This is a genomic window from Streptomyces sp. NPDC057939 (genome assembly GCF_042887545.1).
Taxonomy (GTDB): Bacteria; Actinomycetota; Actinomycetes; order Streptomycetales; family Streptomycetaceae; genus Streptomyces.
The window spans coordinates 15,196-34,276 of record NZ_JBHVPG010000046.1 but is presented as its reverse complement, the minus strand read 5'-3'; the positions used below and the strand labels follow the sequence as shown (position 1 = coordinate 34,276).

General features: G+C 73.2%; 15 protein-coding genes. 4 read left to right on the top strand and 11 right to left on the bottom strand.

All coding sequences use genetic code 11. The features are described 5' to 3' along the window. Positions 1 to 53 precede the first annotated feature (53 nt). The 3 genes from ACFVS6_RS33470 to ACFVS6_RS33460 all read right to left on the bottom strand — a co-directional run bounded on the left by ACFVS6_RS33470 (position 54) and on the right by ACFVS6_RS33460 (position 3,016). Positions 54 to 557 carry a GNAT family N-acetyltransferase gene (locus tag ACFVS6_RS33470; protein ID WP_389709909.1) on the bottom strand — a complete coding sequence of 168 codons (504 nt, stop codon included), beginning with the start codon at positions 555 to 557 and terminating at the stop codon, positions 54 to 56. 79 nt (positions 558 to 636) lie between these two features. Beyond that, positions 637 to 1,860, bottom strand: a complete 1,224-nt coding sequence (locus ACFVS6_RS33465; RefSeq protein WP_389709907.1) for a serine hydrolase domain-containing protein — start codon at positions 1,858 to 1,860, stop codon at positions 637 to 639. Positions 1,861 to 1,975: 115 nt separating this feature from the next. Next, positions 1,976 to 3,016 carry a class I SAM-dependent methyltransferase gene (locus ACFVS6_RS33460; protein ID WP_389709905.1) on the bottom strand — a complete coding sequence of 347 codons (1,041 nt, stop codon included), beginning with the start codon at positions 3,014 to 3,016 and terminating at the stop codon, positions 1,976 to 1,978. A 411-nt stretch (positions 3,017 to 3,427) separates the two neighbouring features. Here ACFVS6_RS33460 and ACFVS6_RS33455 point away from each other — a divergent pair, with 411 nt between their 5' ends. Both ACFVS6_RS33455 and ACFVS6_RS33450 read left to right on the top strand, forming a co-directional pair. Then, positions 3,428 to 5,878, top strand: coding sequence for an HAD-IC family P-type ATPase (locus tag ACFVS6_RS33455; protein WP_389709903.1), 2,451 nt, complete (start codon positions 3,428 to 3,430; stop codon positions 5,876 to 5,878). 332 nt (positions 5,879 to 6,210) lie between these two features. Then, positions 6,211 to 8,106: a BTAD domain-containing putative transcriptional regulator gene (locus tag ACFVS6_RS33450; protein ID WP_389709901.1), complete on the top strand. Its 1,896-nt coding sequence runs from the start codon at positions 6,211 to 6,213 to the stop codon at positions 8,104 to 8,106. A 108-nt stretch (positions 8,107 to 8,214) separates the two neighbouring features. On the opposite strand, the gene ACFVS6_RS33445 is transcribed toward ACFVS6_RS33450, so the two are convergent. From ACFVS6_RS33445 to ACFVS6_RS33425, 5 genes are all read right to left on the bottom strand, one after another. Continuing rightward, positions 8,215 to 8,430 (bottom strand): MbtH family protein, encoded by a 216-nt coding sequence (locus tag ACFVS6_RS33445; protein ID WP_281208670.1) that lies wholly within the window; start codon positions 8,428 to 8,430, stop codon positions 8,215 to 8,217. A gap of 134 nt (positions 8,431 to 8,564) precedes the next feature. Further along, positions 8,565 to 9,806: an alpha/beta hydrolase family protein gene (locus tag ACFVS6_RS33440; protein ID WP_389709899.1), complete on the bottom strand. Its 1,242-nt coding sequence runs from the start codon at positions 9,804 to 9,806 to the stop codon at positions 8,565 to 8,567. Positions 9,807 to 10,022: 216 nt separating this feature from the next. Then, entirely contained in the window at positions 10,023 to 10,931 is a 909-nt protein-coding gene (locus ACFVS6_RS33435; RefSeq protein WP_389709897.1) for a prephenate dehydrogenase, read from the bottom strand. A 204-nt stretch (positions 10,932 to 11,135) separates the two neighbouring features. Beyond that, positions 11,136 to 11,936, bottom strand: a complete 801-nt coding sequence (locus tag ACFVS6_RS33430; protein ID WP_389709895.1) for an ABC transporter — start codon at positions 11,934 to 11,936, stop codon at positions 11,136 to 11,138. Positions 11,937 to 11,941: 5 nt separating this feature from the next. Then, the gene (locus tag ACFVS6_RS33425; protein ID WP_389709893.1) at positions 11,942 to 12,886 is read right to left on the bottom strand and encodes an ABC transporter ATP-binding protein; all 945 of its coding nucleotides are present in this window, start codon (positions 12,884 to 12,886) and stop codon (positions 11,942 to 11,944) included. Positions 12,887 to 13,020: 134 nt separating this feature from the next. Between ACFVS6_RS33425 and ACFVS6_RS33420 the strand changes: the two genes are divergently transcribed. Further along, positions 13,021 to 14,706, top strand: coding sequence for a sensor histidine kinase (locus ACFVS6_RS33420; protein ID WP_389709891.1), 1,686 nt, complete (start codon positions 13,021 to 13,023; stop codon positions 14,704 to 14,706). 23 nt (positions 14,707 to 14,729) lie between these two features. Next, positions 14,730 to 15,395: a response regulator gene (locus ACFVS6_RS33415; RefSeq protein WP_389709889.1), complete on the top strand. Its 666-nt coding sequence runs from the start codon at positions 14,730 to 14,732 to the stop codon at positions 15,393 to 15,395. 22 nt (positions 15,396 to 15,417) lie between these two features. Here ACFVS6_RS33415 and ACFVS6_RS33410 read toward each other — a convergent pair whose 3' ends face one another. The 3 genes from ACFVS6_RS33410 to hppD are packed head-to-tail and all read right to left on the bottom strand — an operon-like array spanning position 15,418 to position 19,036. Beyond that, positions 15,418 to 16,773: a PLP-dependent aminotransferase family protein gene (locus ACFVS6_RS33410; RefSeq protein ID WP_389709887.1), complete on the bottom strand. Its 1,356-nt coding sequence runs from the start codon at positions 16,771 to 16,773 to the stop codon at positions 15,418 to 15,420. Beyond that, entirely contained in the window at positions 16,770 to 17,954 is a 1,185-nt protein-coding gene (locus ACFVS6_RS33405; protein WP_389709885.1) for an alpha-hydroxy acid oxidase, read from the bottom strand. Before ACFVS6_RS33405 ends, ACFVS6_RS33410 begins: the two co-directional genes overlap by 4 nt. Then, entirely contained in the window at positions 17,951 to 19,036 is a 1,086-nt protein-coding gene (hppD, locus tag ACFVS6_RS33400) for a 4-hydroxyphenylpyruvate dioxygenase (RefSeq protein ID WP_389709883.1), read from the bottom strand. The genes ACFVS6_RS33405 and hppD overlap by 4 nt, the downstream gene beginning before the upstream one ends. Positions 19,037 to 19,081: the final 45 nt, after the last annotated feature.

Below are 19,081 nucleotides of genomic sequence, written 5' to 3'. Positions count from 1 at the left end.
TCGCGTCCGTCTCACCCCATTGACGCGACGGCGTCGGAGGAATGTTTCACCGGTCAGCCCAGATCGTGGAAGTAGACGTGGAACTCCTCGCGGACGAACCCCTCGGACTCGTACAGCCCTTGCGCGACGAGGTTGTCGTACGCCGTCTCCAACTGCACCCCGGCCACCCCGGCCTCCCGCGCCCGGCGCACCACGTCGCGCAGCAGCGCCCGACCCGCGCCGGTGCGGCGACCGGCGGGGGCCACGTACAGGTCGTTGAGGATCCACGCGGTGCTCAGGGTGAGCGAGGAGAAGGCCCGGTAGACCTGTGCGAAGCCGACCGTGCCGACCCCGGGGACCTCGGCCAGCAGCACGAGGGACTCGTCCTTCGCGATCCGCTCCGCGAGGAACGCCCGCGGGCCGGCGGGGTCCTCCACCTTCACCTCGTAGAAGTCGAGGTAGCCGCGGAAGAGTTCCGCGGCCACGTCGAGGTCCGCCTCCCCCGCGACGCGCAGCACCACCGCCGCGCCGTCCGCGCCCTGCCCGCCGCCGGGTCCCGCCGCTGCCTGCTCCCGCATGAAAACTCCCTGGTCCGCACGTGCCGAGGCCCCATTGTGCGGGGGCGGGCCCCCGGGGCCGCGCACCGGCCCCGGGCCGTCAGTGCGCGGTGACGGGCTGGGCGGGCAGCCTGAAGAGGTGCTCCGGGGTCACGATCCTCGTGATCGCCTCGCCGAACAGCGAACTGGGCTCGCTGCCCCGGTACGGGATGTCCGTGTTGAGCAGCACCACCAAGGTGGCCTGCGACTGCGGCAGGTACACGGTCAGCGATTCGTAGCCGGGCAGCGAGCCGTTGTGCCCGATCCAGCCGTCGACGTTGAAGATGCCCAGGCCGTAGCCCGTGTCGGGGAGGTTGCCCGCCGGCGTCACCTTCAGCCGCTGGGCCTGGGTGGCTGGGGTGAGCAGGGTGCCGGTGGCCAAGGTCTTCGCCCAACTCCTCAGGTCACCCAGGTCGGAGATCATCGCGCCGGCCGCCCACCCCCACGAGGGGTTCCAGTCGGTGGCGTCGGCCGTCTTCCCCGAGGCCGTCTGGTCGGTGTAGCCGTGGGCGTGCGGCTCCGGGAACTCCGCGCCGACCGGGAAGAGCGTCCGCTTCAGCCCGGCCTCGGCCACGACGCCCTTGTTGACGTACTCCGCGAGCGGGCGCCCGGTCACCTTCTCGATCACCAGCCCGAGCAGGATCAGGTTGGTGTTGCAGTACTGGAACCGCGCGCCGGGCTGGAACACCACCGGATGCCGGAACGAGTACCCGAGCAGCTCCTGCGGGGTGAACTCGCGCCGGGGGTCGCTGGTCAGGGCCTTGAAGAAGGCCTCGTCCTCCGAGTAGTTGAACAGCCCGCTGCGCATCCCGGCGAGCTCGCGCAGGGTGATCCGGTCGCCATTGGGAACCCCGGCGACGTACTTGCCGATCGGGTCGTCGAGCTTCACCAGGCCCTGGTCGACCAGTTGCAGCAGGGCCGTCACCGTGAACGTCTTCGTCTCGCTGCCGATCCGCATGTTCAGGTCGGTGGTCATGGGCGCCCCGGTCGCCTTGTCCGCGATCCCGAAGGACCGTACGTACTCGCCCTTGCCCGGCGCCGACAGCGCCACCATCACCCCGGGCACCGCGGCCTCCGCGAGGACCTTCTTCACCGCCGCGTCCAACCGCGCCGCCAGGGCGGGCGTGAGCTGCGGGAAGTCGTCGACGGCCGGTGCGGCGGCGACGACCGGCGGCGCGGCGCCGTCCGAGGCGTGACCCACGCCGGCTCCGGCGCCCAGGGGCACCACCATCAGAGCCGCCGCGGACGCTCCCACCGCGGTCCTGCGCCACCGTCGTGTCCTCATGGCCGGCCTCCTGCCCGCACAACGCCAGGCCCCCCGGTCCCTCCACGCTAGCCCCGGCCCCCGGCACGGTGCGACCGGAGGCGGGCGGGCGTAGCGGCCGGGGCGGCTCCCGGGCTCAGCCCGCGGCGGGGGCGGCGCGTCCGACGCCGACGACCGCGCGGCGCGGAATGGTCAGGCGCCACAGGCCGGTGGCCTCCTCCCGGACCAGCTCGCTCCCGCCCGACGAACCGTCGGGGCCAGCCGGGTACCGGAAGATCGCCTTCGCGGTGTCGGTCACCCACCGGTAGGCCTCCTCCTCGGTGCGCCCCTCGAAGACCTTCACCAGCCCGTACATGTTCAGCAGGTAGCGGCCGATCTCGATCTCTGCGGCCTCCGGGGTGGCACCGACCGCGGTGTACGGGTCGTCGATCTCCACCACCTCGTACGTGTCGAAGCCCGCCTGCTCCAGGTAGCCCTCGATCTCGTCGCGGGTGAAGTGGGCGAACTTGTGCCCGGTCGCCGAGTACGGGTCGGTGACCTGCTCGAACCAGACGTCGACGGGCGAGCCGACGAGGAAGTCGTGCAGGATGAACGTCCCGCCGGGCCGCAGCACGCGGAAGGCCTCGGAGGTCAACTCCTGGCGGGCCGAGGGGTCCACGTGGTGCGAGCCGTACGCCAGGAGCACCGCGTCGACCGACGCGTCCCGCAGCAACGGACGCTCGGCGCGCTGGAGCAGCGCGGGCATTCCGGCGGCCCAGGCCGACTCCACCATGTGCTCGGAGGCGTCGCAGGTCAGGATGTTGAAGTCGCCGATGCCCAGTTCCTCGCACACCTTCCGGACGAGGCCGTCGCCACCGAGGAGGTCGACGAGCACCGGACGCTCCGTGCCGGGCGCGGGCCGCGTGGGGCCCGCCAGCGCCAGCAGGTTGCGGATGCCCGTGGCGCGGGCCCGCGGGTTCAGCGTCTGGGCCTGGACGTACTCGGTGCCCCGGCTCTTCTCCGTGTCGGCCCCGAAGTCGTCGTGCCGGACGGGCCCTTCGCGCAGCTCGGCCTCGAAGGCGGCGAGCCGCCCGGGGTCGGTCACGGCGTGCAGGTCCGGGTGCAGCCGGTCCAGTTCGTCGACCTGACCGCGGAGGTCGTTCCCGCGCACGAGGTACCCGCTCGTCGTGGTCTGCATGGGGTGGGGCTCCTCCGCGTCGCGGTGCATGGGATGGTCGGGTGGGATCCGCCGACGACGCTAGGAGCGGGCTCTTTCCCTCGGGTATCCATCCGTTTTCCGCGGCCCGCGGCCGCGCGGGGCCTCCGGCCGGGTTCGCTCCGGCGTCCGGCGCCGCATCGGGTGCCGCTCCAGCCGGACTCCGGTCGCGCACAGGCCGGGCAGGCCCACAATCGGCCCTTGCTGGTGTACGGCACCGGCAAGCCGGCCGTCGCGGCCCCGCCGGACCCTGCCACGAGCGGCGTCCGACCCTGTCGAAAGTCAATTCAGAAGGACGTCCTTCGTGCCTGGTGACCACCGGGGAGGACCTCCTACCGTCGGGGTGCACGGCGAACGGCACCGCGGAGTGACGAGCACGGAGGGCACCGGAGGATGAAGAGACGGTTGGAAGGGCTCGAAGGAGCCGGCTCCGAAGCCACCGGTGTCGGCGGCGCCGTCGGTGCCGCCGTTCCCGCCCAGGGCGTGCCGCGCACCGGGGAGATCGTCGGGCTGACGACGGCCGAGGTGGCCGAGCGGGTCGCCGACGGCCGGGTCAACGACGTGCCGGCCCAGTCGAGCCGCAGCATCGGCGAGATCGTGCGGGCCAACCTGTTCACCCGGATCAACGCGATCATCGGGGTGCTGTTCGGCATCGTCATGGTCGTCGGCCCGGTCCAGGACGGCCTGTTCGGCGGGGTCATCCTCGCCAACACGATGATCGGCATCATCCAGGAGGTGCGCGCCAAGCGGACCCTGGACCAGCTCGCCATCGTCGGCGAGAGCCGCCCACGGGTCCGGCGGGACGGCAAACGCGTCACGATCGGCTCCTCCGAGGTCGTCATCGACGACACGATCGAGCTGGGGCAGGGCGACAAGGTCGTCGTCGACGGCACGGTCATCGCGGCCGACGGCCTGGAGATCGACGAGTCGCTCCTGACGGGCGAGGCCGACCCGGTCCTCAAGCTGCCCGGCGACACGGTGATGTCCGGCAGCTTCGTCGTCGCCGGCACCGGCGCCTTCACCGCCACCCGGGTCGGACGTGAGGCCTACGCCTCGCAACTCGCCGACGAGGCGAGGCGGTTCACCCTGGTCAACTCGGAACTGCGCAACGGGATCGACCGGATCCTGAAGTTCGTCACCTTCGCGATCGTCCCCGCGGGCATCGCACTGATCATCACCCAGCTGATGGTGAACGACGACGACGTGCCCGAGGCGATCCGTCGCATGGTGGGCGGTCTGGTGCCCATGGTGCCGGAGGGCCTGGTCCTGCTGACCTCGCTGGCCTTCGCGGTGGGCGTCGTACGACTGGGCAAGCGCAAGGCGCTGGTCCAGGAGCTGCCCGCCATCGAGGGGCTCGCCCGGGTGGACGTGGTGTGCCTGGACAAGACCGGGACGCTCACCGAGACGGCCATGGACGTCGACCGGGTGATCCGGCTGGAGCCGGGCCTGCCCGTCGAGGAGGTGCTGGGCGCGCTGGGCGCGGCCGACGAGCGGCCGAACGCCAGCATGCAGGCCATCGTCGACTCGCACCCGGCGCCCGAGGGCTGGGAGCGGCGCGCGAACGCCCCGTTCTCCTCGGCCCGCCGCTGGAGCGGCGCGACCTTCCTCCGACCTTCGGGCGAGGAGGACTCCTGGCTCCTCGGAGCCCCCGACACGATGCTTCCCGCCGGGCACCCGGTGCTCGCCACGGCCGACTCCCACGGCTCGCTGGGCCTGCGCGTGCTCCTGCTGGCCCGGTCCTCGCGCCCGCTCGGCGCGCTGCAGGACGATCCGTCGGCGGTCCCCGGGAGCGCTGTGCCCTGCGCGCTCGTGGTGATCAGGCAGCGCATCCGCGAGGAGGCGCCCGCCACGCTGCGGTACTTCGCCGAGCAGGGCGTCGCGGTCAAGGTGATCTCGGGTGACAACGCGCTGTCCGTCGGGGCCGTAGCCCGGAGCCTGAACCTGCCCGGCGCCGACGACCCGGTGGACGCCCGCGACCTCCCCGACGACCCGAAGGCCCTCGCCGACGCCGTCGAGAAGCACTCGGTCTTCGGCCGGGTCGGCCCGCAGCAGAAGCGGGACATGGTGCTGGCCCTCCAGTCGCGCGGCCACACCGTGGCGATGACCGGCGACGGCGTCAACGACGTGCTCGCGCTCAAGGACGCCGACATCGGCGTGGCCATGGGCGCCGGCAGTCCCGCGACCCGGGCCGTGGCCCAGATCGTGCTGCTCGACAACAGCTTCGCGTCGCTGCCCTCGGTGGTCGCGGAGGGACGTCGGGTCATCGGCAACATCGAGCGCGTCACCAACCTGTTCCTCACCAAGACGATGTACTCGGTGCTGATGGCCCTGGTCGTCGTCATCGCCCAGGTGCCGTACCCGTTCCTGCCCCGGCACATCACCCTCATCGGGTCGCTGACCATCGGGATCCCGGCCTTCTTCCTGGCGCTGGCCCCCAACTCCGAGCGGGCACGACCGCACTTCGTGGGCCGGGTCCTGTGGTTCGCCGTGCCGGCGGGGGCGTTGGCGGCCCTCGCGACGTCCGTGTCCTACATGTACGCGCGGTCGGTGTACGCGGACGACCTGGACGCGGAGACCTCGGCGGCGACGCTGACGCTGTTCCTGACGGCCCTGTGGGCGCTGGCCATCGTGGCCCGTCCGTACACCTGGTGGCGCGTCCTGCTGGTGCTGACCATGGCGACGTCGTTCGCGGTCGTGCTGGTGGTCCCGTACCTCCAGGAGTTCTTCCAACTGGAGCTGATCGGCACCTCCGCACCGGGAGCGGCGGTGGCCGCGGCCGCGGTCGCCGGCCTGGTGCTCGAATTCGTGTGGGCTCGTAGTCGTCGCCGTCTTATCGACGGTTGAGCCCACCGGGCGGCAATCCCCCGTTCCGCCCACGCGAAAGGGACGTCCGGCACCCGCCGGGCGTCCCTTTCGCCCTTTTCATCTCGACAACCGGAATAAAGCGCCGACAACGCGGGATAATTCCACCGCGCGATCGGAAAACAACTCCGGCCCCATCGAGAGTCAAGCGGTGAGGGCACGACAGTTCCGTATCCTTACCGAAGGTAGGGGTGACACCCCACAACCTCGCCACCGCCGAAGCGGAACATCGATCATCCGGGCATATTCCGCCGCAGCGATTTCCCAGGAACAAGATTCACACGCGTGTCATCAATGACGGGGGTCACGACACCATGGCAGCAGAGCAGGAAATAGCAGATTTCGAGCAAAGTAGACGGCCGGCCCGAAACGCCTCCGGGCCGGTACCCGATGCCGTACTGGAGTTCAGGACCCTCGGTCCCCTCGAAGTGCGGCTGGACGGACGGAGCCTCCCGCTCGGCGGACCGCGACAGCGGGCCGTGCTCTCGGTGCTCCTGCTCTCGCCCAACCGGGTCGTGTCCTTCGACTCGCTGATCGAGAAGGTCTGGGACGGACGGCCTCCCAGCACCGCCCGCACCCAGGTCGCCATCTGCATCGCCGCTCTGCGCAAGGCCTTCCGGGCCGCGGGCTGCGAACGGGAGACCATCGTCACCGCCCCGCCCGGATACATGCTGAGCCTGAGCGGGCACACGCTCGACTCCCTGCGGTTCGAGCAACTCGTCCACCGGTCCGCCGGTTGGGCGGCCGAATCGCGGCACACCGAGGCGGAGGGGGCGCTGCGGGAGGCCCTGTCCCTCTGGCGCGGGCCGGCCCTCGGCGGGGTGTACGCGCAATTCGTCGAGAGCGAGGCGACCCGGCTCGACGAGCAACGCCTGCTGGCCGTGGAGCAGCACATGGCGCTGCGCCTCCAGTTGGGCGAACACCACGCCTTACTGGGAGAACTCCGCGTACTGGTGAGTACGAATCCGCTGCGCGACCGCCTGCGTTTCTACCTGATGCTCGCCCAATACCGGGCGGGACGCCGCGCCGAGGCCCTGAACACCTTCCGCGAGGGCACCCGTCATTCCATCGAGGAGATCGGCCTGGAACTGAGCGTGGAGCTGCAGATGCTCCACGACTCCATCCTGCGCGACGAACTGCCCCGGCCCGCCGTCCCCGGTTTCCCGGCCGCTCCCGCGAAGCCGGAACAACCGCCGGCCTCCCGACTGCCCGGGGAGGACCCGCTCTTCACCGGGCACGAGCGCGAGCGTTCCGTCATGGACGACGTGCTGCTGACCGCCGCGGCCCGCGGCGGCGCGCCGATCGCCCACCTCACCGGAAGCCCCGGCATCGGCAAGTCCGGCCTCGCCGTCCACTGGGCGCGCCGGTCCGCCGACCGGTTCCCCGACGGCCTCCTCTTCGCGGACCTGCGCCAGGGCACCCCGGCCGTGCTGCACGGCTTCCTGCGGCAGTTGGGCGCGACGGGCCCGCTGCCGTCGGACGTCGAGGAGGCGGCCCGGCTGTACCGGGCCCGGCTGGACGGCAAGCGGGTGCTCGTGCTCCTCGACCACGCCACCTCCTACGCGCAGGTGCGTCCCCTGCTGCCCGGCGTCGGCGGGAGCTGCACGCTGATCACGGGGCGCGCGAGCCTGGACGAGCTGTTGCAGGCGCACAGCGCCCTGGTGCTGCGGATCGGGCCGCTGTCGCCCGGGGAGTCCCGGCAACTGCTCTCCGCGGTGCTGCGCGACCGTCGGGCCGAGGAGTCCCCGGAGGCCGCGGGGCGACTGGGCGAACTCTGCGGCCACATGCCGCTCGCGCTGCGCGCGGCCGCGGCCAAACTGCTGACCAAGCAGCACTGGCACGTCAGCGACCTCGTACGGCGCCTGGAGAAGTCCGCGGACTGCCTGGACGAGCTGAGCATCGGGGAGGACTCCCTGCGGGCCCGGCTCGACGACAGCGTGGCGGAGCTCCAGCCCGAGGCGGCGTGCGCCTACCAGCGGCTGAGCGGTCTGGACGGCGGCGAGTTCACCGTGCCGCAGGCCGCGTCGGTGCTGTCCACTGGACCGGCGGACGCCGAGGACCTGATCGAGATCCTGGTGGACGCACAGCTCCTGGAGCCGGTGGGGCGCACCCCCTGGGGCGGGATGTCCTACCGCTGGCAGGAGTTGATCCGGCTGCACGCGGTCCACTCCCGCGCCGCGGCCCCGCGGACCGCGGACCTGGTGTTCTGACCCCCCGCCCGGCCGACGGGCGGGGGCGCCCCCGGCACCGTACGGGTGCGGCCCCTCCCTGACGGAGGGGCCGCACCCGGGTGTCGCCGGCCGCGCGGGCCGACCCGGTCAGCCCTCCGCGCTCATCGCGTCGACGAGGCTCTTGGGACGCATGTCGGTCCAGTTCTTCTCCACGTAGTCCAGGCAGGACTGCCGGTCGGACTCACCGAAGGCGGCCGTCCATCCGGCCGGCACGTCGACGAACGACGGCCACAGAGAGTGCTGTCCCTCGTCGTTGACCAGCACCAGGTAGCGGCCGTCGGCGTCTTCGAACGGATTGGTCACGTCGGATTCCTTCCGGGAACGTCGGATGGCGGTTGCGCCGGCACCACCCTGGCCGGACGGCCGGGTGGCCAGATGGCCAGCGTCACGACCCTAGGCAGTCAGCGTTTCCGTCGGTTATCCGTCCGGCTTCGCACTCACCGGCCGTGCCCGCGCAGTTGCGGGTGCCGGGCCCGCACGGCGTCGAGCAGGGCGTCGGCGCGGGGGCGGGACCCGTCGCGCAGGTGCCCGTCGAGGAAGGCCGCGACCAGCTCACGGGTGAGGCGGACGGCCCGCGCCGCGGGCAGCGCGGGGGCCGCCGGCCCGCCCCCGGCGGCAGCCGGGACCGTCGCCCCGGTCAGCGCCGCGTAGTCGGTGAACGACGTGTGCACCGCCCCGGCGGCCGAGAACCACGCGCGGGGCCCGGTGAGCCGGCGCCAGGCCGCGTCCCAGCTGGGATCGGCCCCCGGCAGGCCGTGCCGGTCCGCTCCCAGCAGCAGGAACGGTCGCTCCAGCGGGCCCGCGTCCGACGGTTGGAAGGTGCCGTCCATGTTCACCCCGGCGACGAAGGCCGGGTCCCGGCGCATCGCCTCGAAGGCGGCGGCGCCGCCGATGGAGTGCCCCACGACCGCGACCCGCGCGGGATCCAGCCGCGGCAGGCCCGCCTCGCCCCCGCGGCCCACATCGACCCCGCCGCCCGCCTCGACCCCGCCGCCCGCTCCGGTGAGCCGCCGCCGGACGTACGAGAGGTCCGCCGCCCGGGTCGCGGCGACCTCGGCCCCCCGCACGGCGGGCCGGCAGGCCGAGCAGCCCGTCACCCGGCCGTCGGGGTAGGTGATGGCCGCCGACTCGTACGCGTGGTCCACCGCGGCCACCGCGTAGCCCCGGCTCGCCAGGTCCTCGGCGAGCGCCGTCAGCGAGGTGCGGGGCAACGAGAAGCCGGGCGACAGCAGGACCAGGGGCAGCCCGCTCCCGGCCACGGGCAGCGCCGGCGGCCCGGTACGGGCGTGCGTCCGGGTCCGGCTCAGCAGGTCCTCGGGGACCCCCGTGACCCGGTGCTGCCGCAGGATCATCGCGGACTCCCGCGCCGTGACGTAGGCCGCGCGCGGCGCCTCGGAGGGCAGCGCCGGGTACCACACGGAGAGCATCAGCTCCCGGGCCCGGCCCGGCTCCCAGGGGTCCTCGCGGGAGGTGTCGCGCAGTGCCAGGGTCCGCAGCCCCACGGGCAGGCCGCCGGTCGGGGCCGGCAGGCGCGGTCCGACGGTACGGGTGGGTCCCGGCGGCCCGGCGGCGGCGCCCGCCCGGGCGGTGTCGGCGGCCGGCGCGAGGGCCAGTACGGCGGCGCACAGCGTGGCGAGGGCATAGGAGCGCGGGGAATGCACGAACCCGGTCGACGGCATCGGCGTTCATCTCCTTGAGATATCCGAACACCGTCAGGCTATGAGCCGAAAAAGGAAACGGAAGCTCCGCTCCGGCATTTCATCATTCCGGGCGAGGGGAAATCGGACAGCTTTCCCTCCTGTCGACCGCCGAGCCTTTCGCCACTGGTTCTCCGGCGTTCCCCCTCTACGTTCGGCAGGGTCGGAGCGGTCACACCCGGATAAAACGGAATGCGTTCACGTTCCGCCGGCCGTCCGCACGAGGGGCCCCTCCGGGGCATTCCCCTCCTCGCGGACCCCGAGGTCCTCGGGTATGCGCGCGCGGCCGGCCGCTCCGAAGCGGAGGAGCTCGGGAATCCGTACGGGCCGCAGGCCGTCGGTGGACCGTTCCACCGCCCGCAGCTCCTGCGCCAGCAACCGCACCTCGGCGGCCCAGACGTCCAACTGGTCCGCAACGGGGCCGGCGTTGGCGGTGAGGATGTCCGTCCAGGTCTCCGGATTGCCGCCCGTGCCGCGGGTGATGTCCCGCAGGTCCTGGCCGGCCAGCCGGATGGCCGCCTCGTCCACGTCGAGCAGCCTGGCCGCGGCCAGGCTGGCGATGAGGTGCGGGGCGTGGGAGACGAGCGCGAGGACCCGGTCGTGGGTCTCGGGGTCGAGCAGGACGGACACCGCCCCGCACAGGGCCACCAGTTCCAGCGCGTGGTTGAGCGCGAGGTTGTCGGTGAGTTCGTTCGGGGTGAGCACCCAGCGGCGCCCCTCGAAGAGGTCGGCGCGGGCCGCCCAGGGCCCCGCCCATCCGCCACCGACCATGGGGTGGCCGCCGACGACGGCCGGCAGGTCACAGCCGAGGTCCTCGATCTCCCGGTGCAGCCGCACCTTGACGCCGGAGACGTCCGTGTAGAAGCGAGCCGTGCCCCGCCGTTGGTGCTCCGCCAAGGCGGCCGCGATCCGGGTGGGCGGCACCGCGATGACCGCGAGGTCCGCGGGCTCCCGGAGCGGCTGCGCCAGCCCCGCGCCCAACGCCTCCGCGGCGCGCGCCGCCGCCGGGTCCTCGTCGATCAGGTACGTGGTCACGCCCTGCTTGCGCAGGGCGAGGCCGACCGAGGCTCCGATGAGGCCGGTGCCCACGATCGCCACGGTGCGCATGCGGGCGTCCTCCCATCCGTCGGTTCTGACCGTCGACCACTGTCCCGGAGCCGGATATGGGGCTCGTATCGCCCCGCTATCGACAGCGACCCGACGGTCCCCGAGGCCCCCGCCGCCGGCCGGCCCGGGCCGGGCGCACGGGAAAGGGGCCGCACGCCCCTTGGCGTGCGGCCCCCGCAGGGCCGTGGTCCCGCTCCCGGCGCCTCAGGCGTCGCGCCTACGGAGCACCGCGTGGCCGGCGACGGCCGCGGCGAGGGCCCACACGAGCAGGACCAGGACGGCCGTCCCGCTCCCGTACGGCCGGGTGTCCTGCGTCATCAGGACGGTGCCGGCGACGCTCGGCATGTACTCGCTGGCCGTCTCCAGCCACTTCGCGCCGACGACGGTCATCAGCTGCGGCAGGGCCAGCAGGACCATGATGAGCGTGGTGATCGTGCCGGCCGCGCTGCGCAGGACCGTCCCGATGCCGATGGACATCACCGCGAGCGCACCCAGGTAGACGGACGCCCCGAGGGCCGTCGCGAACAGGTCGCCGCCGGTGTAGGCGCCGTCCTCACCCATGAGGGCGGCGGTGGTCAGCGACGCCAGCACGCTGAACACGAACCCGGCGACCGCCACGACCGCGACGACGACACCCGTCTTGGCGAGCAGCATCCGGCCGCGGGCCGGCACGCTCTGCAGCGTGGTGCGGATCGAACCGCTGGCGTACTCGCTGGTCAGCGCCAGCGTCGCCAGCACGACCACGGTGAGCTGGGAGATCAGGAAGGCCTGCGCGGCGGCGTGCGGGGCCGGGGAGGCCACGTCGACGCCCTTGGCAGCGCTGGCCGAGGCCGACATCCCGACCATCGCCGCGAAGCCCACGGTCAGGATCAGGCCGACGGCGAGGTTCCACCAGGTCGCCCGGACGCTGGAGAGCTTGGTCCACTCGAAGGCGAGGGCGCCGCGCAGACCACCGCCCTTGACGGGTCCGACCAGCCGGGGCGCGGGTGCGGTTGCTGTCGTCATGTCGATCACACCTTCTGGGCGTCGGCGGCGAGGGAAACGGAAGGGGTGGTGTACTCCACGCTCGAAGCGGTGAGTTCCATGTAGGCCTGCTCCAGGCTGGCCTTGCGCGGGCTCAGTTCGTGCACCGGCACCTGGTTCGCGAAGGCGAGGTCGCCGATCTGCTCCAGGCTGCCGCCGACGACGATCAACTCGCCGTACCGCGCGCCGTCCTCCGGCTCGACGCTCATCCCGAAGCGGACCAGTTCGCGTCGCAGCACGTCGGGCTGTGTGGTGCGGACCTTCACCGCGTTCAGCGAACTGCCCGCGATGACCTCCTCGATGGGGGCGTCGGCGATGACCTTGCCCCGGCCGATGACCACGAGGTGGTCGGCGGTCTCCTGCATCTCGCTCATCAGGTGGCTGGAGACGAAGACCGTGCGGCCCTCCGCGGCCAGCGAACGCATCAACTCCCGGACCCAGCGCACCCCGTCGGGGTCGAGGCCGTTGACCGGCTCGTCGAACAGCAGCACCTTCGGATCGCCCAGCAGCGCCGCCGCGATGCCGAGCCGCTGGCCCATGCCGAGCGAGAAGGAGCCGATCCGCTTCTTGGCGACCTCGGTGAGTCCGACGGTCTCCAGCACCTGGTTCACCCGCGAGGCCGGGATCCCGTTGCTCCGGGCCATGCCGAGCAGGTGGTGGTAGGCGGAGCGGCCGGGGTGTCCGGCGCGGGCGTCGAGCAGGGCGCCGACCTCCCGCAGGGGGTGGCGCAGGGACCCGTACGGCTTGCCGTCGATCAGCGCCCGGCCCGTCGTCGGCGCGTCCAGGCCGACGATCATCCGCATGGTCGTCGACTTGCCCGCGCCGTTCGGGCCGAGGAACCCGGTCACCTTGCCCGGGTTGATCTCGAAGGAAAGGTCGGACACGGCCGTCTTGTCGCCGTACCGCTTCGTGAGTCGGTCCAAAGTGATCATGGCCTGCTGGCTCCTTCCGAGGGCATACCCAGACACTAGGAATTCCGCGGACCCCGGACATCTGGCGATCGGCAACGAACACACTCGACTTTCGACAGGTCTTGGCGGCGCCGACCCTCTTGTAGCTTGCTGGCATGCAGCGATGGCGTGCCGTTCGGCGGCGTACGGAGCGGTTGGTGGCGCGGTTGTCCGGGAGCCCCGGAGCCCGCCCGTTCGGCGGGCGCGGCACCCTGGTGCTGCTCGCCGTGCTCTTGGCGCCCGCGGTGCTGGAGGCCGGCCGGCTCACGTCCGCCCCGGGGCCCTGGCTCGCGGCCCTGCTGATGATCACCGCCGCGGTCGCGGTGGAACGCACCGTCCCGCTGCTGTCCCTGCTGCTCGCGGCCTCGCTGTGCGGGCTCTACCCCTGGCTGGGCAGCAGCGTGTGGACCGCCGTGGCGGCCCTCGTCCTCAGTTTCCTCGCCGGGAGCAGGCTGACCGCGCCCGCCCGGGCGCACGCCGTGTTCGCCCTGGTGGCCCTCACCGGGCTGGCCGTGACGGCCGGGTTCGCGGAGATGAAGGACTGGCTGAGCCTGTTGATGGTGGGCTTCGCCACCTCCGTCCTGCCGTGGTGGGTGGGTTACTGGTGGAGCCGGCGCGCCGCGCTCATGCACGCCGGCTGGGAGCGGGCGGAGCGACTGGAATGGAAGCAGCGCTGGATCGCCGAGCAGGCCCGGCTCAAGGAACGCTCGCGGATCGCCGAGGACATCCATGATTCTCTCGGCCACGAACTGAGCGTCATGGCCCTGCTGTCCGGGGCCCTCGAACTGGCCCGGGGGGTCCCCGAGGAGCACCGGGCGACGATCACGCAGTTGCGCGAGCGGTGCACGCGCGCCTCCGAGCAGCTGCACGAGGTGATCGGGCTGCTCCGCGACGAGGGCAGCCCCTCCCCGCTGAGCCCGTCCGACGAGTCGGTCGCCGATCTGGTGCGCCGCTTCGAACGGTCCGGGATGGCGGTGCGGTTCGTCGAGGAGGGCGAGGACGCCCCGCCGCTCGCGCTGCTCGCCGACCGGGCGGCGTACCGGGTGGTGCAGGAGGCCCTGACGAACGCGACGAAGCACGCGCCGGGCGCGGCCATCACCGTACGGGTCACCCACCGCCCCCGCGAGAGCGTCGTGTGGGTATTCAACAAGCTGGCGGACGGGCCGGCCGACGCCCCTGCCGTGGGCAGCGGCTCGGGGCTGATCGGGCTGGACGAACGGGTCCGGCTGGCCGGTGGCTCGCTGCGGACCGGCCCCGGATCGGGCGGCTTCGAGGTGCTGGCGCGGCTGCCCCGGAACCCGTCGGCGGCGCCGGACGAGGACGACGGGGCGGGCGGGGGCCGACCGGCCGGGACGCCCCGGGGCGCGGGCGGGTTCGAGGAGACCGAGCCCTACCCGCACCCGGAGGCGGCGCCGCCGGGCCGCAGCCACTCGGGGGCGGCGCTCGGCCGGGCCCGGACCCGGCTGCGGCGCGACGTGCGACGGGCCGGGCGGATCCCCGTGCTGATCGGTGCGGGCCTGGTCGCCCTGTTGGCCGGGCTCTACGTCTTCACGTCGGCGCTCACCTCGCTCGACCCCGGGGACTACGCGCGGATCCGGCCGGGCCAGCCGCGCGCCGAGCTGGCGGCGGTCCTGCCGGAGCGCCGGATCAGCAAACCGCCCCCGGTCGTCCTCGAACCGCCGGTGCCGGCGGGGACGTCCTGCGAGTACTACCGGACGGGCGGGAACGTCCTCCAACTCACCAACCGCATGTACCGGTTGTGCTTCAAGGATGATCTGCTGGTGGCCAAGGACAGTCTGTGACAACGAAGCCCGAGGAGCGGACGATGCGCGTACTTCTCGCCGACGACGAAATGATCATCCGGGCGGGGGTCCGTTCCATCCTGACCACCGACCCGGACATCGAGGTGGTGGCCGAGGCCTCCGACGGCCGCGAGGCCGTCGAACTTGCCCGCAAGCACCGGCCCGACGTCGCCCTGCTCGACATCCGGATGCCCGAGATGGACGGGCTGACCGCCGCCGGGGAGCTCCGCGCCACCAACCCGGAGACCGGGGTGATCATGCTGACCACCTTCGGGGAGGACAAGTACATCGAGCGGGCGCTCGACGCGGGGGTGGCCGGGTTCCTGCTGAAGGCCTCCGACCCGCGGGACCTGATCGCCGGGGTCCGGGCCGTCGCGGGCGGCGGCTCCTGCCTGTCGCCGCTCGTGGCCCGCCGGCTGATGACCGACCTGCGCCGGGCGCCCGCGCAGCGCGGCGAGGACCAGGGCGGTCGCACCGAGCTGCTGACGCAGCGCGAGCGCGAGGTCCTCGGGATGCTGGGCGCCGGTCTGTCGAACGCGCAGATCGCCGAGCGCCTCCACCTGGTCGAGGGCACCATCAAGACGTACGTGAGCGCGATCCTGGCCCAGTTGGGGGTGCGCAACCGGGTGCAGGCGGCGATCATCGCCTACAAGGCGGGCCTGGTGGAGGACGGCGGCGACCCCCGGTAGGCCGCCGCGCGCCCCCGCCGGCTCAACCGGCCGGGGATGCGGTGTCCCTGATGAAGCGGGCCAGCCTGCGGGCTCCCTCGACCGCCTCGGCGGTGGTCAGGTAGCTGCACGAGAGCCTGATGCGACGGTCCCCGGCCCCGTCGAGGTGGAAGTGGCGCATCGGGGTCCAGATCACCCCGTACTCCTGCGCCGACCGGCGCAGCGCCGCCTCGTCCGCCGGGAACGGCACGTCGAGGGTCAGGAAGAACCCGCCGCGGGGGTCGTTCCAGCCGACGCCCGCCGACTGCGGCGCGCCCGGCGGAAGTTCCTCCGCCAGGGTGTCCCGCACCAGGGACATGGTGCGCCGGTAGTGGCGGGCCGTCGCCTCGTTGGCGCGCCGCAGCCCGCCCCCGCCGCGCAGCAGCAGGCCGGCGACGGCGGCCTGGCTCAGGCTGGAGGTGTTGACCGTCACCATGCTCTTGATCTTGGCCAGTTCGGCGGCCAGCAGCGTGGGCGGGCCGCCGTCGGCGCTCTCGACGCGCTGGTCGGCGACGACGAACCCGACGCGGGCGCCGGGGAAGGCGGTCTTGGCGAAGGAGCCCAGGTAGAGCACCCGCCGGTCGGTGTCGAGGGACTTCAGCGTGGGGTGGCGGACCGTGCTGAACACTCCGTACGGGTTGTCCTCCAGGATGAGGAGGTCGGCCCGCGCCGCCGCGTCGAGCAGTTCCGTGCGCTTGTCGCGGCTCATGCTGACGCCCGAGGGGTTGGAGCAGTCGGGCACCACGTACAGGGCCCTGGCCCGGCGGCCGCCGGCCTCGATCTCCCGGACCGCGCGGTCGAGGCCCTCCGGGCTCACGCCGTCGTCGCCGCCGGGGACGGCCACGACCGGTATCCCGAGCATGCTGGCCGCGCCGGTGATCCCGACGTAGCAGGGGCTGTCGACGAGGAGCACGTCGCGGGGGTCCCGGAACAGCGTGCGCAGGGCCAGCACGATGGCTTCCTGGCAGCCGACGGTGACGACCACGGCGGCCGGGTCCACGATCAGGTCCTCGTCGACCTCCAGCATGCGGGCGACCAGGTCGCGGATCTGCCCCGCCGTCTCCCCGTACTGGTAGAGCGCGGTGCGGATCCGTTCCTCCGAGTGGCCGAGGCCCCGCAGGTGGTCGAGGTAGGTGTCGATGAGGCCGGGGATCCCCGCGACGTCGAAGTCCCCCTCGTACGGGCGGCCGGGCGCGAAGGAGATCGCTTCCGGGTAGCGGGAGGTGACCTCGTTGAGGAAGTTCATGGTGTCGAGCGTCGGGTCGGACAGGCTGGCGTGCAGTGCCGTTCGGCGCAGGACCCGTCCGGGGTCCCCGTCGAGGACCCGGCCGGGGTCCGCGGGCTGCGCGGTGGTCGTCATCCGGGGCTCCTGTCCGGTGCGGGCCGGCCGGGTCCGGGCAGGACGACGGTGGCCGCGTCGATCGTGGCGGTCGTGGCGTGGCCGGTGAGGACCATGGTGTCGGCGAACTCCTCGGCCAGCAGGGTGAGCATCCGGTGGACGCCGTCGGTCCCCCCGGCGGCGAGCGCGTACAGCGCGGGCCGGCCGACGAGGACGGCGCGCGCGCCGAGGGCGAGGGCGGCCAGTACGTCGGTCCCGCCGCGGACGCCGCCGTCCAGCAGGACCGGGCAGCGGCCCCGGACCGCGGCCACCACCTCGGGCAGCGCGTCGAGGGTGGCGGGTGCGCCGTCGAGCTGGCGGCCGCCGTGGTTGGAGACGATGATCCCGGCGACGCCCGCGGCGACGGCCGCTTCGGCGTCGGAGGCGGTGAGGACGCCCTTCGCGAGGACGGGCAGGCCGCTCTCGTCCCGCAGCCGGGCCACCGCGCCCCAGTCCAGCGAGCGGTCGAAGGCCAGTCGGCTGTGCGCGCCCGGGGTGGCCGCGCCCGCGGCGGCGGAACCGTCCAGGTTCACCGGGCGGATGTGGGCGGGGACCTCGAAGCCGTTGCGCAGGTCGCGCAGCCGGCGGCCGGTGAAGGGGGTGTCGACGGTGAGGACGAGCGCCCGGTAGCCGGCGGCGGCGGCGCGGCGGGCGAGCCCGAGGGTGAGGCCGGGTTCGCGGAACCAGTACAGCTGGAGCCACAGCGGGGCCGTGGCCTCCTCGGCGACCCGTTCCAGGAGCTGCCCGGCGAACGTGCTGACGACGAGCGGCACCCCGAGCCGGCCGGTGGCGCGGGCGGTGCCGCACTCCCCGTCCGGATGGGCGAGCCCGTGGTAGGCGACGGGGGCGATCCCGACGGGAACGGCCCAGCGGGAGCCGAGCACCTCCACCGAGGTGTCCGGCTCCTCGATGCCGGGCAGGGCCCGGGGGCGCAGGCGCACGGCGTCGAAGACGGCCTGGTTCGCTGCCAGGGTGCGCTCCCGACCCGCCCCACCGGCGATGAAGTCCCATATGTCGGGCGGCAGTTGGGTGCGCGCCCGGTCGGCGAAGTCCGCCGGGGTCAGGGCCTGGGCGCCGGGCCGGGTCGGCGGGAGGGGGCGGGGCGCCGCCCGCCCGGGCCCGGCCGGCCCGGGCGGGGTGCGGGGGTGGGCCGCGGCCGTCATCGGCCGGCCACTTCCCGCTCCCGCTCCACTGCCTCGTACAGCGCCTTGATGTTGGAACTGCCGAAGCCGCGGGCCCCGTTGCGCTGGATGTACTCGTAGAAGAGCGTGCCGCGCGGATACGGCGAGCGGGTGAAGATCTGCAACAGGTATCCCCATTCGTCGCGGTCCGCGAGGACGCTCGTCCCGCGCAGTTCGGCGATCCGGTCCGCGAGGCCGCCGACCCGGCGGGCGAGCAGGTCGTAGTAGGCGGCCGGGGTCTTCAGGAATTCCACGCCCCGCCCGCCGAGGGTGCGGACCGAATCGACGATGTCGTCCACGAGGAAGGCCAGGTGCTGGACGCCGGCGCCGTTGTGCGCGGCCAGGAACCGGTCTATCTGGCCGGGCAGTCGGGAGTCGTCGGGCTCGATGAGGGTGAAGGTCACCCCGCCGTCCGCGTTGCGCACCACGATGGAGTCCATCGCCTGCTCGCCGACCTGGATGTACTCCGACGAGTAGTACGGCATCCCGAACGCGGCCTCGTAGAACGCGGCCGTCCTGCGCAGGGTGCCGGCCTCCAGGCACACGGCGACGTGGTCGAGGACGGGCCGGGCCCCGGAGCCGACGGCGTCGGTGACGTCGGCGGCCGGCAGCAGGGCCCAGTCCCGGTCGGGCGGCAGGTGCCCGGCGGGGCCCCCGGACGCGGGCAGCAGGGTGTGCCGGAGGTCCCCGAAGCCGGAGACCACGGCGTACTCGCCGCCCTGGCCGCGGACCCGGGAGGGCTCGGGCCGGTGGTGGACGGCCGCGCCGGCGAGCACGGCACGGTCGAAGGTCTCCGTCACGTCGGCGCAGGTGAAGGCCAGGTCGGCGATGGAGTCGCCGTGCAGTTCCACGTACGCGGCGACCGGGCCGTCCGGCCGCAGGGCCTGGGTGACGACGAGGGTGACCGAGCCGGCGCGCAGCACGGTGGACCTTCGGTCCCGCGTCCCGGTGGCCGGACCGGCCACGGCCACCGGCGCGAAGCCGAGGCTGTCGATGAGGAAGCCGGCGGCTTCGCGGTCGTCGGAAACGTACAGCTCGGCGTAGGCGATGGCACTCGGCGGCATGGCGGCTCCAAGAACGGGTGAATGCCCGGGAGAGCCCGGGGGAAA